This is a genomic window from Chitinophaga sp. 10T418, assembly GCF_056394125.1.
Window position 1 is genome coordinate 45,211 of record NZ_JBFTHG010000019.1, and the last position, 16,244, is coordinate 61,454.

The 16,244-nt window shown below is 44.1% G+C and carries 8 protein-coding genes; 2 read left to right on the forward strand and 6 right to left on the reverse strand.

What is annotated here, in order from left to right; genetic code table 11:
• The first annotated feature begins 196 nt into the window (after nt 1–196).
• A complete protein-coding gene (locus AC1DCV_RS33405) occupies nt 197–3,211 on the forward strand; it encodes a glycosyl hydrolase (RefSeq protein WP_477027240.1) in 3,015 nt (1,004 codons plus the stop codon).
• A 110-nt stretch (nt 3,212–3,321) separates the two neighbouring features.
• Here the strand turns inward: AC1DCV_RS33405 and AC1DCV_RS33410 are convergent, their stop codons facing one another.
• The 4 genes from AC1DCV_RS33410 to AC1DCV_RS33425 form a co-directional block, all read right to left on the reverse strand.
• Nucleotides 3,322–4,419 (reverse strand): DUF4998 domain-containing protein, encoded by a 1,098-nt coding sequence (locus tag AC1DCV_RS33410; protein WP_477027241.1) that lies wholly within the window; start codon nt 4,417–4,419, stop codon nt 3,322–3,324.
• Between the two features lie 27 nt (nt 4,420–4,446).
• Nucleotides 4,447–5,628 (reverse strand): DUF5000 domain-containing lipoprotein, encoded by a 1,182-nt coding sequence (locus AC1DCV_RS33415; protein WP_477027242.1) that lies wholly within the window; start codon nt 5,626–5,628, stop codon nt 4,447–4,449.
• A 24-nt stretch (nt 5,629–5,652) separates the two neighbouring features.
• Nucleotides 5,653–7,539 carry a RagB/SusD family nutrient uptake outer membrane protein gene (locus AC1DCV_RS33420; protein WP_477027243.1) on the reverse strand — a complete coding sequence of 629 codons (1,887 nt, stop codon included), beginning with the start codon at nt 7,537–7,539 and terminating at the stop codon, nt 5,653–5,655.
• A 63-nt stretch (nt 7,540–7,602) separates the two neighbouring features.
• Entirely contained in the window at nt 7,603–10,791 is a 3,189-nt protein-coding gene (locus AC1DCV_RS33425) for a SusC/RagA family TonB-linked outer membrane protein (RefSeq protein WP_477027244.1), read from the reverse strand.
• A gap of 141 nt (nt 10,792–10,932) precedes the next feature.
• Here AC1DCV_RS33425 and AC1DCV_RS33430 point away from each other — a divergent pair, with 141 nt between their 5' ends.
• Entirely contained in the window at nt 10,933–11,097 is a 165-nt protein-coding gene (locus AC1DCV_RS33430) for a hypothetical protein (RefSeq protein ID WP_477027245.1), read from the forward strand.
• Nucleotides 11,098–11,527: 430 nt separating this feature from the next.
• On the opposite strand, the gene AC1DCV_RS33435 is transcribed toward AC1DCV_RS33430, so the two are convergent.
• Both AC1DCV_RS33435 and AC1DCV_RS33440 read right to left on the reverse strand, forming a co-directional pair.
• Nucleotides 11,528–12,271, reverse strand: coding sequence for a LytR/AlgR family response regulator transcription factor (locus AC1DCV_RS33435; RefSeq protein ID WP_477027246.1), 744 nt, complete (start codon nt 12,269–12,271; stop codon nt 11,528–11,530).
• A gap of 2 nt (nt 12,272–12,273) precedes the next feature.
• On the reverse strand, nt 12,274–15,393 hold the full coding sequence (locus AC1DCV_RS33440; RefSeq protein ID WP_477027247.1) for a sensor histidine kinase: 3,120 nt from the start codon (nt 15,391–15,393) through the stop codon (nt 12,274–12,276).
• Between the last annotated feature and the right edge of the window lie 851 nt (nt 15,394–16,244).

Here is a 16,244-nt window from a genome sequence, read left to right on the forward strand (position 1 = left end):
GCGTTAAAAGGTAAAATACATAGCGTATTTTTGGGCTTACATCCTGCTGAAATCATACGCTCATTCGGGTAAGTTGTTCCCTGATGGTGTAACCTAAAATAGTAATACCATATTGAACTATTTTAATGTCAAATATAGCTATTTATAGCCTAAGCCACTGAGTACCTTTGCTGTGAGATCAACAAATCAACAAAGCATGACAGCGAAATTCCTCGTAAGCTTTCTTTATATCTCTTGCATCCTGTTGCATGCAGATGCGCAGGTAAAAGATTTAAGAGCTGGTTTTATTCGTCCGGCTGATGCATATAAGCCAGGTGTATATTGGTATTTTATGGACGGTAATATGTCTGCAGAAACGATTACAAAGGATCTTGCGTCTATGAAGAAAGCAGGTATAGGTAACCTGATTTTCCTGGAAGTGAATGTTGGTATTCCGAGAGGCCCTGTTGATTTTTTGAGTAATTCCTGGACATCACTTTTTGTTCATGCTGAAAAAGAAGCACGCCGTTTAGGTATAGAAATTACACTGGGCATTGGACCTGGATGGACGGGGAGTGGAGGGCCCTGGGTGAAGGCAGCGGAATCAATGCAGCACCTGGTATCCAGCAGGGTGACGGTATCCACAACAGATCATCAGCCAATTGTTTTACCGGTACCCATGCCTAAGCCACCGTTTTTTGGAGAAGGAAATTTAACCGCTGAAGTGAAGAGAGATTGGTTGAATTATTATAAAGATGTAGCCGTTTTAGCTTTCCCGCTGAGAGAAGAGCAAACATCAATAGCTGATTATGAAGAAAAGGCACTTTATTACCGGGCACCTTACAGCTCCGGTACCGTAAGACCGCAGCTTTCGTCTCCTTCGGATGCAGCGGATCATAAAAATGCAGCGATACAAAAGCATGAAATCCTGGATCTGACTAATAAAATGCAGGCAGATGGGACGCTCAACTGGTCGCCGCCCCCCGGTAAATGGATAGTGATGCGCTTCGGCAGTAGAAACAATGGCGCAATTACCCGTCCCGCACCTGTTCCTGGTTTGGGTTTTGAATCAGACAAGTTTGATACCATTGCTTTAAACAACCACCTCCATGCTTATGTAGGAAAGCTGTTGGATAAGATTGGTGCCATACAAAAGCAGGAGAGGGGTGGATTAAAGCGGTTGCATATGGACAGTTGGGAGATGGGCGCGCAAAACTGGACGTCAAACTTTAGAAAAGAGTTCAGGAAGAGAAGAGGCTACGACCCACTAAAATATTTCCCGGTTTATTCCGGTAATATTGTTGGGAGCCTGGAAGAAAGTGAACGCTTTTTATGGGACCTCCGTCAGACTGCGCAGGAACTGGTGTTGGAAAATCATGCGCAGCATGTTAAGCGTTACGCCCATCGCCACCAGTTGTCTTTATCTATCGAACCCTATGATATGAATCCAACAGCAGACCTGGAACTGGGGGCGGTGGCAGATGTTCCGATGGCTGAATTCTGGAGCAAAGGTTTTGGGTTTAATGCTACCTATAGTGTTATTGAAGCTACCTCTATTGCGCATGTAATGGGCAAGTCCCTTGTTCCCGCTGAAGCATTTACGGCCCAGGACAATGAAGCATGGAAACAATATCCGGGTTCTATGAAGAATCAGGGTGATTGGGCATTTGCGGCTGGTATCAATCGTTTCGTTTATCATACTTTCCAGAATCAGTTTCTTCCGGACTCGCTTAAACCTGGCGCCACAATGGGACCATATGGTGTTCACTGGGACCGTAGTCAGACCTGGTGGCCAATGGCAGATGCTTATCATACTTACGTTAGCCGCTGTCAGTATCTTTTACAGCAAGGACGTACCGTTGCGGATGTATTGTATCTTACCCCCGAGGGATCACCACTTGTTTTCGTACCGCCGGCATCGGCTGTTCTGGGTGATGTGATCGGAGACCGCAGGGGGTACAATTTTGATGGCTGCTCTCCGGGACAATTAATGAAGGCTGCCGTGAAGCAGCACCAGGTTGTTTTCCCCGGTGGAGCTACTTATCAGCTACTGGTTTTGCCTGCCTATTCATCTATGACGCCGCAACTACTTACTAAAATTGGTGAGCTGATAAAGCAGGGAGCTACTGTGGTGGGGAGCCCGCCATTAAGGTCTCCCAGCCTGGTGGATTATCCGGATTGCGATCGTAAAGTGGTGTTGTTAAGTAAAACAATATGGGGTGCACTGGATCCACCCATGGCAATAACCTACAGGAGTTATGGAAAAGGCCAGGTGATTTGGGGAGGAGCGATCAGCAAACAGATGGATCATCTTTATCCTTTTTACGAAGAAACTGCCGCCATATTAAGGTCAAAAGGATTGCAGGAAGATTTTCAGGCCAATGGGCCGGTGCGATATACACATAGAACCGAAGAAAACCGGGATCTTTATTTTGTATCTAACACCACCGATAAGCCCATTAAGATACTCGCGCAGTTTAGAACAATAAAAGGCGCTCCTGAATTATGGAACGCAGTTACCGGAAAGATAAGTCCATTGTATGAATTTAAAATGGATCAGTATAGCACCACTGTTCCTTTGCAGTTAGCTGCTTATGAAAGTTGCTTTTTATTATTTTCAAAAGAGAATAAATGGCTACCCTCCGGGATTCACAAAGAGACGATGCTCAGTACACTACTGACGTTAGATGGTTCATGGGAGGTATATTTCGATCCAAAATGGGGAGGGCCGGCACATACGGTATTTCACGAATTATCAGACTGGACTAAAAATAGTGATGAGGGTATTAAATACTATTCGGGTATCGCATCTTACCACAAAAAATTTGACCTGACATCAGTCAATAAAATGAAAGGCGTATCGCCGCTGTATCTTGATGTAGGGAACATAAAGCATATGGGCAGGATTATCGTAAATGGAAAGGATCTGGGCGTGTTATGGACAGCTCCCTGGAGAATTGATATCTCCGATGTGGTGAAAGAAAAAGATAATGAGCTTATCATCGAAGTGGCCAATCTCTGGCCTAACCGGTTAATCGGAGACGAGAAAAAGCCATTTGATGGGGTAGTGAATGAGCAGTGGCCGCAATGGCTGTTGAAAAATCAGCCGCGCACAAGTGGAAGGCATACCTTCGCCAGTTATCAACCTTATAAGGCAGACTCACCGCTGCTTGAATCCGGTTTAATGGGGCCGGTGACCATCGTTCAGGAAGTAATGAAAGAGATAAAGTAAAAAGAAAGCAGGCGACGAAAGAGAAACAATAAAAAGGCTGTCATCTTACCATTGCATATTTTTTCACAGCAACGGTAAGATGACAGCCTTTTTAGTATCAGTAATCCCTGTTAAAAACCAAACGCACTGATATCTCCTAAAACAATATAAGTCTGAGGACCACTCAACCCGATGAGTTTAAAATATCTCGCGGTGGGATGAGTGGGTATTTCATAGGATTGCCCATCGTTAATGGTACGGTTGAAGTTAAAAGTACCGAGATCGGTCCAGTTGACATTATCGGTACTTGTCAGCAGCTTAAAGGTGTCACAGGCTCTGTCATCATCTGTTTTCCGGTATAATGTAAACGAGGTAATGGTGTGGAGTATGCCCATGTCTACCACAAAGAAATGCGGATAGCTGGAATTACCTACCCATGCATGCCAGCGTGTATTAGGACTTCCATCAATGACATTGGCAACGAGGTTTTCATCACCGGGATGTTGACTGGAAAAATCTATGATGCGCCAGTTCTTAGGACTAAATAAAAAGGGTTTACTGGTTACATAGTCCGTATAGAAGGTATCAATACTTAATGAATCAGGAAGGTAAACTGTCCGGTACTGATAGGTTACCCCGGCTTTCATATCCGTAATAGTGGATGTTGCATTGCTGGCCGGGAAGCGCTTTACCTGCGTAATACCTGCCACGGTGATATATTTTACATCTGTAGCATATGCGCCGTTTGATATATCAGCCCCACCCCATTTCACTACGATGGAATCTGCATACAGGATACCTGCATCTACCGGGCGGCTCAGGAGGCTGGACTGGTATACTTCTCCGTAGCTCGCACCAAATAGTTCTACCGGTACAGAAACACGTCCTTTGGTGTCATAGGTTTTAATGACGAACGAATAACTTTTTTCCGGTAAATTATTAATGGTGTAACTAATCGTATCTCCGGTGGGAGGAATATTTACTACAGCAGAATCCCCATAATTATTCCAGAAGATCTTCGCACTTGTGAGGGTTGGATCTGCGCCTCTCAGCCAGGAAATCTTCACCCTGTTACGGCCGGCATTTGCTACCGGACTATTCGCTTTCCCGGGATAAACAATGCCATCCGGTACTACAAAGTTTTTATAGGTACTGTCCATTTTTTTGCAGGCGGTCAGCATCACCAGCATGATGGATATTATCGAGGTATAATAAAAGATGTTTTTCATCTGCTTCTTTTTAATTTAAAAAAAATGTTAAGGTACCTGTTGTCCCCAGAGGTCTATTTCTGCCATCACCACCTGTCCGGACATACTGTAAGTTTCCAGGGTTTTAAAGCGGATATAACGTATTGCCGGCAACAGGCGATTGAAAGAAAAATCTTCGCCCTTAAACCAGGCGTAGTTTTTATCTTCTTCCGTTGTTTGTCCTAAAGGCAGTCCGGAAGGTTTAAAAGAGTTGAAGCTACCCAGCAGTTCCCAGTGCTCCCAGCTGCCATCAGGACTGGGATCATTTGAACCCCATACTTCAAATTTCTTGACAGCAGAACCTGCATAAAAGTGATCGGCTTCCTGCTGATGTTCCACCAGGCGGCTTAGCACTACCTTTTTGCCCAGATCGATCGTCACCCACTGTGGTAGTACAGACTGGTTGGTAGATGCAAATATGCTGCGGATATTATTATCCCACAGTTGTTCCAGCCTGTAGCCTTCCGCCTGTAACCAACTGTCGGTAGGCAGGCGTAGTGCGCTCCAGGTAGTTTTAGGAATTAACTCTTCATAAACAGGCTTCAGGGATTTGATTAAGGTATCAGATCTGTTGCTCCACCGGTCTCTTACAAAGACCGCAAATTTTTTAACCGTGGTATCAAATCCTCTTACAGAATAGGTGCCTAATGGCGCGCCGGTATAAAATGTGTTTACGGTAGTCCAGGTGTTTTGCCCCGTAGAATCCAGCATCAGTGCGATGGCCAGATTATCTTTGGCATCGTTCCGGAAAGATATTTGTATGCCGCCAAAAGTAGCGTTCATGGTGATAGAAGAAAAAGTAGAGAGCACAGGTGGCCGTAATGGTTTCACTAACAGTTCCACCGGCGCCGATGCTTTTTCATTTTTGCCAACACTGAATAGTTGCACTTTATGTACGAGGGTATCACCAAATCCAATCAGGTGCAGGGTATCGGTATAATAAGATGCTTTAGCTTCCCTGAAAACACCTGGCTGCATTTCATATACTGCTTTTACATAAGACAATTGCGGGTCTGTGGGGAGTTTGTAGGTAAGTATAGCAGCGCCCGGACTTACGGTCACCTTTACATTGGTAACGGGGGCAGGGGCGGGGGCATTTCCATCCGTGTAGTTTATCCTGCTTTCTTTTTTGCAGGACCAGCCGGCAGCAAAGAGGAAGAGGAATACGATGATATACTGTAGTTGTTTCATGTCCTTATTTTTTATCCGGTGATATTACCAACCAAGGTTTTGTACCAGGCTTTTATCTGTGGAGAGGGAACCTTCACTGATCGGCCAGAAATAATTTTTTAATGCAAATGTTTGATTGAAGATCGTTTTGGGCCGATAGTAGCCAGACGCTGTTTCCTGTATCAGATCCCATCCTTTTATCGGTCTGTTGAGCACGGATTGTGCTTCTTTCCAGCGGCGGAGATCCCAGAAGCGTTGGCCTTCAAATGCCAGCTCAATCAGCGTTTCCTGGTGGATAATATCGCGCATGCCTCTTTGTGAAGTGTATTTAACAGGATTGTTGGACCAGGTAGACCAGGAGGTTTCAACGGATGCCAGTCCTGCGTGTTCGCGTACCAGGTTCAGGTAATTATTCACTTCTCCGCCCGGCCCCTGCGATTCATTTAATGCTTCGGCATATAAAAGATACAAACCGGATAACCGCATGATAGGCCAGGAATAGGAAGTAATAGAGTAGTCGTTTCCTCTTCCTATTACGTTCTGATAATGAACGGCCTTTTTCAGGTAGTAGCCGGTAATCGAGCCGTAGCCAGGTTTACCAAAACCGTTTCTTTGCCTGTATTTACCTTCCAGGTAAAAGAGGTCGTTGTAGTTTTTGTCATCGTAACGCCCTTGTCCGTACCAAAGACCACCATCAAAACCTAAATCAGCATAGAACCGTGGTTCCCTGTTAAAGTTTAAATAGGCAGTGGTATAGCCTTTCCACACATGAAATTTATCCGCTTCGCCGGCTACTTTCAGGTTAAAGCGATTGGCATAATCCCAGCTTTTATCTTCTGCAATGGGTACACCATGATTGGAATAAAACAGTTCCGCCATCTGCAGGGGCGGTGATAGCTGGCCTTTCACAGCGGTGATATCCCGGTTACCCGGATCTATATAGGTAGTGATCAGTTGCTGAAAGCCGGTGGAATTGGTTTGTGTATTAGCCCAGATAATGCCGCTGTTCCATCTCTCACAAAATGCATTGCGGATGCTTAGCTGGGTCATAATGGTATCAGAAAGGTTGAACTGTTGAAAGTCCGGGCGGTATTTATAGAGTTTCATGCCAACCTGGTGACAGGCATCTATGGCTTTTTTACAAGCTGCCGCAGCGGCATCCCATTTTGCTTTGGAAAAGGTGGGATTGAACAAGAGGGTACCGTCACGGTTTTTAAGTACGGCTTCATCGCTATTGCCATTAAACAGGGGACTGGCGGCATACACCATTACTTTTGCTTTTACAGACAGCGCAATAGGCATGGTAACTCGACCCAGTTCATTGGCAGGGTCTATAATAGTGGCGGGCAGGTCGGGGGTGGCTTCGTCTATCATTTGCAGCACATAATCGAAGCAGGAGTCTACCGGTGAGCGGGACAGTTTGATGTCGCTGCCATCGGCATTGATGGGCACATTGGTTTTCATTAAAGGAATGGGCCCATACATCATTACCAGGTAGAAGTTATAATAGCCTTTTAGAAACTTCACTTCTGCTATCCAGCGTTTTCTTTCTTCCTCTTTCAGATCGGGTACTTTGGCGATATTTTCGAGGAAGATATTACAGTCGCGGATGGCCCTGAGATAGAATCCCCATCGGTCGCCCAGCGGTCCCACTACATTCTGCAATCCCATGGCCATGCTAAAGAAGCCGCCTTCAGTAGAGAAGCGCCATAATTCGTCGCCGCCTACCATGGCAGGATCGTCACCGAGGTCACCGTTCCTGGGGATATAGGAATAGCAGGTAAATAAATATTTCTTCGCTTCTATGCGGGTAGTAAAGGCGTTGTCGAGGGTGGCCACATTATCCGGTACCACATCCAGGAATTTCGCGCAGGAATTACATGCGAATAAAATAAATAACAGGAGCGCCCTTATCGTTATATTATCTTTCATGGTGCTTTTTATTTTACGTTATTAACAACAGCCGGTTATCACATTGCCGGCAGGTGGTTGTTATTAATTGAAGTTCAGGTTGAGACCTATGTTAAATACCCGTTGAACCGGGTATCCCAGGCCATTTCCTCCCATTTCCACATCCCATAATTTGAATGAGCTGAAGTTTAACAGGTTGGTGGCATTAACATAAATGCGGCAGGTGGTGGTGTGTAATTTCTTCTGCCATCTGTTGGGAAGCGTGTAGCCGAGTTCAACTTGTTTCAACCGCAGAAATGAGCCATTGCGCATAAACCAGGTGCTGGTTTGTGCATTGTTCCGGCTGATATCAGGACTGAGTCGGGGCCAAAGCGCGTATACGTTTTGGCGATCTTCTGACCAGTGGTCATCGGCATAGGCTTTTAGCAGTTGATTCTGCAGTGTGTTGTTGATGTTTTCACCAGCATATTTATAGGAAGCGAAAGGAGAGGTAGCTTCCGGATCTATCCAGAAGGATTCATTGTCTAATCCCTGGAAGAAAGCAGAAAAATCTATATTCTTATATCCCATGGAGAAACCAAAACCGTATACTATTTCTGGTACGGTAGGATTACCGATGGCCACTTTATCTGCTTCTGTGATCTGACCATCCCGGTTTACGTCCAGGTATTTGATATCTCCACCACCATACCGGCCAAAGTTTTGTTTGGGCGAGTTTGCGGCTTCGGCATCATCTACAAATAATTTTTCCGCGATATAACCAAATGTCTGGTTAAGAGAATAACCGGTATGATAGCGATAGGATTCATCATACTTTGGTTCTTCATAATTTTTATATTTACTGGTGGCATAAGTAAAGTTGCCCATTACAGACACCCAGAAATCCTGTTTAAAAAACTGTTTATAGTCCATAGAAATATCAACGCCTCCTGCTGTGGCAACACCCACATTGGCCTTGACAGGCACAGCGAAACCGGCGGCTTCCGGAATGGTACGGGTCATCAGGATATGATCCCGGTATTGGGAAAAATATTCAGCGGTAATATTTAATTTATTAAACAGGCCCAGTTCCAACGCAACATTCTTTTGTTTGGAAGTTTCCCAGGTAATGTTCGGGTTGGCATAACGGGAGATAGAGATACCATTCAGCTGGTACATATTCCCCGGATCACGCCCAAAGGCAGCACCTCTGCCACCATCGTTCATATTTACGTTCGATAAATAAAAGAACCGGTCCTGCGGGGAGCCGATTGCATCATTTCCTATGATGCCGTAAGTGCCTCTCAGTCGCAGATTGGAGACGACTGTTTTAAATGGTTCAAAGAATTTTTCGTTGGATACGGTCCAGGCAAGTCCTACGGACGGGAAGAAGCCGAAGCGGTTATTTTTATMAAAACGTTCGGACCCATTATAGCCGAAATTGATTTCTGCAAAATAGCGTTTATCATAGTCGTAACTGGCCCTGCCGGATAATCCCACATTCCTGAACGGGAGCGATTGCTGCAGATCTCCTGCATTGGCATTTAACCGGTTTTGTAACATAAATACCAGCATACCACTCACCGAGCTTTTATTAAATGAGCGATCATAATTCAATCTTGATTCCAGGTAAAGAGAGGTGCTGATGGTTTTATCTCCTTCTCTATAACCCAGGTACTCCGTACCATCATTGGGGTTGGTATTGGTAATAAAATACTTGTTAGATAATTTATCATACGCATCCATCTCGTACCAGAAAGGATTGTAGAAACGGCTTACATCGAAATAAGACGTTCTGTTGGTATTGATCATGCCGCTGGCTGCCAGCCCGGGGGTGATGGATTTCAGGTTTTGTTTCAGTTCAATTTGTGCCAGCATGAGGGAGCGGGAATAATCTTTATATCCTTTCACCATTTCGGCGTAAGGATTTATGTATTGTCCTTCATCATAATTTCCAAACATGATATGCTTCACAAATTTATGGTCTTCATCTGCCGGGTAATACGCGGGGAACAGTACCGGGTTGGATCTCATCACCTTCTGGTACATGCTGGCGCCGCCATCTACCGGGCCTGTATAATCATCGAAGTTGCCACTCAGGCGAACGACCATTTCGGTGCTGTTCGTCAGGTTTATATTCACGTTTGAGCGGAGGCTATAGCTGCTTAAGCGGATATTGTTATTGAAATTATTCCGGTTGTCTACTTTCATGAGTCCATTGTCCCGGTTATAAGCGCCGGATACGAAATACCTRGCCACGCCACCGCCACCACTCACACTCAGGTTTAACCGCTGGTTCATGGTATAGTCTTTAAACATCTGCTTTCTCCAATCATTGGCGGGATAAGCAGTAGGGTTGGTGCCTGCCGCTGTATTATCTATTTTTTCTTCGCTATAGGGAAGTGCGCCGAGGGGATCGCGGGTAAGTACGGCTTCATTGGCCAGTTTCATATAGGTCACCGGGTCGGCCAACTCAATATTTTTGGTAGGCGCCGAGAGTGAATTTTCTATGCGGAAAGCCAGCTTGGCTTTTCCAACAGCGCCCTGTTTGGTGGTGACCATGATCACGCCGTTTGCTGCTCTTGATCCATACAGGGCGGTGGCACTGGCATCTTTCAGGATAGAAAAGCTGGAGATATCATCTACCTGCAACCGGGCCAGATCGGTGGTCGTTAATTCCACCCCATCTATCAGAATTAAAGGATCTTTTTTATACCCGAAGGTGGTAACACCGCGGATAAAAAACTGTGCATTGTCCAGGCCAGGTTCACCACTTCGCTGAAAGGCGATTACCCCTGCTGCGCGGCCTGCCAGTGCGGTGGTGAGATTGCTGGATGGTATTTTAAGATCCGATGGTTTAATGGTGGTGACTGATCCTACCATGTCGCTTCTTTTCTTTGTACCAAAGGCCACTACCACCACATCTTTCAGCTGACTGGATATCGACTGCAGGGTAATATTAATGGTGGACTGGTTACCTACTTTCACATGCTTTTCCACAAAGCCGATGTAACGGAACACCAGGGAGTCGCCGGGATTGGCCTCCAGGAAGTATTTACCTTTTTCGTTGGTAGTGGTGCCTTTTTTGGTGCCGAGTACCTGTACTGTTACGCCAGGGATAAGGGAGTTATCGTCTGACGAAGCAACGATACCGGTAATGATGACACGCTGCTGTGCTAATGAAAGGCCCCCGGATAATAACAGCGCAGTTATCAGGAAGTGCCGCTTGTTAAATAGTCCATACCAGAATAGGGGAAGAAAAAATGTTTTCTTTCTGAACGTAGAATTCTTCATAGCGTTAAGCTATTTACAGGTTTGAAAAGAGTGAATGATTATTGTGTTGCTTTAAGTACCGGGATACGGTTGTTTCTATAATACCGTGCTATTGAATTCTGGTTGATCGGATGTTAACGGGCATTCCTTTTCCAGGTCGGTTTGGAACGATGGCAACTCATTACCGGCATTTCCGCCGGTACAAAAGCTGCCGGAAGTCAAACCGACAATAGGATTAAAGCATGCCTGATGCTGAATGATAAGATTGCCGACGATAAGCCAGTAGCATCACTGCATATTGATTGGTTGCATAGTGGTACTACATAAGATTATTGGTTGTTGATGAATAAAATGCCTTGATAAATCGATTCAGCACAATGCGCGTCTAATTTGAGCAGTGAAGGAAAAGAAGAATTTTGTTTCCTTACACCTTACATAACATGTTTGGTTGCTACTGGTTTTTTAATTTACTATTACTTTTTGCGAAGAAAGTGTTAGCAAAATAAAGAACTAATTCTTTTTGATCATCCTGTACCATCCTGTTCCGGGTAATCAGGCGGTATGGTTTGGGGGGAAGAAATGAGGGCCCTGCAAGCCGGCGAGGGATCTTGCGGGCATTTACCGTTGCTCATGAGAGGCTGCTGATGGGCAGGCTAGCTGGATAGGTTGGGTAGACGAGGCCTTTATCCGTAAATGGATACCGATTATTACATCAGCGATGTAAAGATGATGTGGGATGGTTTGCTGTTGCCATCTTTTATAATGTATTCAGAAAATCATTTTTGCGTCGTTGGGAAATTTCCAGTTTGATGCCGTTTGACATGGTTACGTATCCGCTTTTTCCTTTGATATAGCTTTTGATGAAGCGCAGGTTGATGATAGTGGATTGATGTATACGGCAAAAATTATTTGCGCTGAGCAGACTTTCATAGTATCCCAGGCTGCGGGAGGAAATAATTTTGGTATTATTGGCCAGGTGAAAAATAGTATAGCTTCCTTCAGACTGGCACCAGATGATGTCTTTCAGATCCATGAATTCATACCCGGTAACCGTAGCGATACTGATTTTTCTGTCCTGGCTACTTTGTTGGATCATATTGTGCAGCAGGGTATCGATGTGCTGATGCCTGGATTTTTCATTTATTCTGGTTCTTGCCCGGTCGAGTGCATCTTTGAATTCATTCATACCAAGCGGTTTTAGTAAATAATCAACGGCTGCAAATTTAAATGCTTTGATGGCGTAGTTGTCGAATGCAGTGATAAAGATCAGTTCAAAGTTGCGGGAAGACAATTTACGCAGCACATCAAAGCCGGTACCATCAGCAATCTGGATGTCCATAAAAACGAGTTGTGGTGCTTTATTTTCAATCAGTTGTACTGCTTTTTTAACATGGCCTGCTGTTCCGCATATTTCCACATCGGGCGCAAACTGCTTGATCAGGTCACTGACTACCTGTCTGTTTTTTTCATCATCTTCAATCAGAATGGTTTGTATGGTCATAACTAATCATTTAATATCGGAAACGATACACGAACAGTAGTACCGTGTGCGGAAGTGTTGTTTATTCCTTTGTCCGATGTTGCCAGCAATATTTTATCTTTTTGAATAGCATTGATGATATCGATACGGCTTTTGGTAATACCGGTACCTAACGATATATAGCCGGGGAAACTGGTTTTGTGAGCGGCTATGGAGGCATTCATGCCAATACCATCATCATCAATCGTGCATACGAGGTAATTATTTACCTTGCTGAAACTGATGATGATATTCCCCTGTTTATCCTCCAGGGGGGTGATGCCATGTTTAATTGCATTCTCTACATAAGGCTGAATGATCATAGATGGGATGCTGATATCCGTAGGATCGAGATCAGCAGCCACTTCTACCACATAGTTCATCCGTTCACCCAGGCGTACTTTTTCCAAATCCAGGTAGAGTTCCAGAATTTCTAATTCCTCTGCCAGCGTGATGTCGGCAGCAATGCTATATTGTAGGATATTTCTTATCAGTTTTGAAAATTTATATAGATATAAATTGGCATTTGCGGTATCGGCGCGTAATATATGATGTTGTATTGATCCTAAACAATTAAAAATGAAATGGGGGTTCATTTGTCCCCGCAGTACCTTCATTTCTAATTCGGCCATTCCTTTTTTGATCTGGTATACTTTATCTTTCTTACGCTGTTGTATCCGGAAATAAATATAAACAGCGCAGCCTATCAGGATGGCAGTGAAAAGATAAGTACATAAAATGAACCAGAATGTTTTCCAGAATGGAGGTATAACAGAAATTGTCATTCTTTTAACCGGATTACTTTTATTGCCCCAACGGTCTACAGCCCGTACTTCAAAGGTATGAATGCCAAAAGGTAAAGTCGAAAATTCCAGTACATCAGTAGCCGTACTGGCCCAGTTGCTATCCAGGTTTTTAAATCTGTATTCGAAAGTGGTTTGTTTGCCACTCCGGAAAGAGATACCGGATAGTTCTATGCGTAGTTTATTTTTCTTATAATCTATGGCAATGGTGTCTGAGGGCACTATCGTCTCACTTCCTCTTACCACGGTATTAATATTGATGAGAGGATTCAGCATGTTGTGTGAAGCCGAATTTTTTGAGATAAAACAAATGCCGCTGGCAGTTGCCGCCCATATGTACTGGCCACTGATAGCAATCTGATTTACGTCTGAAGAAATAAGGCCATCATTTTCTGTGATGCTGGAAGTTGTATAAACAGGGGTATCGTGGTCCCAATGGTAAGCTACCCGGGATATCCCCCGGTCGGTTGATATCCACGCTGTATTGCCTTCAAAAAGGACATCTTTACACATATCGCTCACTAATCCCTGTTCTTTCCCGATAGTAGTCAGGTGTTCGTTTTTTAATATGCTTACACCTTGCTGGGTGGAGATCCAGATAGCTGAATCCGGGGCAATGTTGATACGATTGATGATACCACTCAGTTGCGGATATTTTTTCCCCAGGTAATGGAGTGAATCATTGGTATAGGCATATACACCATTCAGAGCCCCCCAGTATAGGGTGTTGTTCATTCCGCTGACGCAGGTAGTTCTATTGGAAAAAATGGTTCTCGCGGTCTTATTATAGGGATTATAGATATAGATGCAGGAACCGCTTGCAAGCGCGATGGAGGTATCAGGCATCACAAAAGCCCCCTTTAAACTGATACCCAGGAACACTGTTTTACAGATATCACGGGAACTAAGTGTATGAAGACCGTAATCGCTGGCGATCATCAGCTGATCTTTGCCATAGGGCTGGATGTCCATGATCCGGTTGTTGGTATTGGCGTTGTTCCACCGGGAATATGCTTTACTTTTTAAATCGGCCAGGTTGACTTCGATGATGCTTCCATTTGTAAAACCAGCTACCACGCGTTGTTTATCAATGACCCTGATGGTTTTTACGTCTTTAGCTGCCAGGTTCTGTAACCCTGATAAATAGTATGCGTTCAGATTGGGCAGGTAATATACGCCATCGTTATAGGTGGTAACCCAATACCCCCCTTCATGGTCTTTTAATATTGATGTGCAGAAAGTTTTTGGGAAAAAAGTTTTGATGCTCCGGTTGGGGGACTGGAAATTTGTTATCCTGAGGAGGCCTCTGTTCCTGGTACAGCACCACAGGATGCTGTCATTTTCGCAGAAAATCGCGTTTATGTCGCGATATTCCAGCTGGAGAGACTTAATCGTACAGATTTTTTTTAGTCCCAGGCTATCTGCTTCATAGAAGACATCCGAGAGGAATAGGAGTGATCCTTTCCTGGGATTGAAGGTATGCAGGAATTTTATGTTGATGGGGAAATATCCATCCATACGTTTATAGGGGAAGGTGCAGGTAGTGGTTTTGGTATTACTTTTTATAGTGATTTTATAGTTATCGTAATCTGCCAGCGAGAAGTAGAAATTGATTTTTTTTTCGGAGGATGCATTCAGTTGAGGAATCCAGCAGGGGGCATATCCAGTGCCGAAAGATTGATAGGTAAACCGCCATGCGCCGGTTTTGTTGAGCGATGAGTAACGACCGCTATGCAGGTTGACTCCCTGTGTATTACTGGCGTTGAGGAAAATAGAGTCGCTCTGGAGATCTTCCGTGATAGAGAAAACACCTTTGCAATCATTCAAACTTTGTATGGTGCCGTTATAGCATACCGAGGGGATTCCGGATATGGAGATAAACCACATATTGTTATGTCTATCGAGGTATAGCCGGAGGATTTCGTTGTCGGGCAGGCCATTTTCTTTGGAGAAATTTTTAAATGATCTGCCGTCAAACCGGCTCACGCCCTGGTTGGTCGCAAACCATATAAAGCCGTTTTTATCCTGGAGCGCATGATATACGACAGCCCCGGGCAAACCATCTTTAATGGTATACTGGGTATGTGATGGTTCCTGGCAATATGCCGCGGTACCGAGGAATAGTAGGAATAGTATTAATAGTCTGCACACTACCGGGTTTGCTTTCTGATGACTATTAAAATAACGAAAATATAGGAACATATTATGCTTAATAGGAACGAATGTTTTTACTACCGGGCCCGCTACTCTTATAAAATTCGTAAAAACGCCCTTTCGCCCGATAAATATACGAATAAACATATAAGCAAACGGTTATGTATCGAAAAATGCCCCTGAGGATGCACTTTGTTTTGTTTTCAATGCAGTTATAAAATGGCATTTTCACCATTGACGGAGTACTTATATCTTGCTATGAATTGAGCGATTTTTTATACCTGAAATAGCCCAAAACGATCACCTTTTACCATTTTAGAAAAAAAATATCATTGAATACAACCACCAGGAAGGAACCTTCGAAAAAGAAAAACAGCAATAATGAATTGCTGCTGTGGCTCCCGAATCCAAACATATGTAATTAAATTTTTATTCAATGGCCAGGTACGTCAATTGACGTATTGATAGAATGAAGAGGGGAGTTAACATGCTACTTTAAAACTTCGTTATCTATCAGGTCAAAGAACCAGCATGCGCTAGTCGTGGAAAAAGGTTGCCATAACTCCTTCCGCCATTCTAAAGGATACATGGTTCCGTATTTTGGATGTACGTTTCAAACAATCATCCACCAATTGGAATATAACAGTAATCATTCATCCATGTATTAGCGTTTATCCGTTTACCAAACAATAGAGGACATTGAAKAATGTCCTTTGTTGTTTGTCTGTTTTTTTGATGATGTATTTGGTTAAGCACGTTGTTCCTGTTTTCCCACCCCCAATTATTATCAGCTACTGAGGTCCCCTCCGGGACCGACAGATGACCTTTTATGTACATTTTTTTATCTTGATAAATATAATACGCGTAAAAATAACTCTTCCTGCTTTCCTCTCGCCACAATGGGTCTCCTGCCCAATAAGGGCATACTGATGCGATATTTGGTCGTGTTCAATGGCGGCTCCTGCATTAAACCGGCAGTGAAAAAATGGTAGTTCTGA